Below are 605 nucleotides of genomic sequence, written 5' to 3' on the forward strand. Positions count from 1 at the left end.
CTAATGAAACCAATGCGCGTGGCGTATCCGCAGCTCAACCTTGTCGCCTCTATTCAGCTGCAAGCGTCTGAACTGGTCATTGGGCATTTCCGCATAAACGCTTGCCGCCTGTCCATTCGCGCCGCTCTTGACCAACTCAATGCGGATCAGGGAGCCCAAATGCTGCCAGTCTTTCAGGGTTACAAATGTATCGGTACCGGCAGTCGATTTTTCAATGACAATATCATGCGGACGCACATGGGCAATCTTGCCTTTTTGCTGCGCTGTGGATAAGCCTGCTGTTTGCAGCCAATCGGCATCGTGTTCATCCAGATCGAAAACATTGGTTTGTCCGATAAATCGGGACACGAACGCATTGGCCGGATGATCGTAAATATCGCCGGGCGCGCCTTGCTGCTCGATGCGGCCATGATTGAGCACCACCACCTGGCTGGCGACTTCCATGGCTTCTTCCTGATCATGAGTGACAAAAATGCTGGTGACATTCAGGTCGTGATGCAGGTTGCGCAGCCATTGGCGCAAATCCTTGCGCACACTGGCATCGAGCGCGCCGAACGGTTCATCCAGCAATAATACCGAGGGCTCCACGGCCAAGGCGCGAGCCA

1 protein-coding gene is annotated in these 605 nt (G+C 54.2%); it reads right to left on the minus strand.

Features of this window, described 5'->3' with window-relative positions; translation table 11 throughout:
• On the minus strand, positions 1–605 hold a 605-nt coding region (locus tag RW114_RS20870; protein ID WP_422614859.1), incomplete at its 5' end, for a sulfate/molybdate ABC transporter ATP-binding protein.

Source organism: Methylobacter svalbardensis (genome assembly GCF_037671525.1).
Lineage (GTDB): Bacteria > Pseudomonadota > Gammaproteobacteria > Methylococcales > Methylomonadaceae > Methylobacter_A > Methylobacter_A svalbardensis.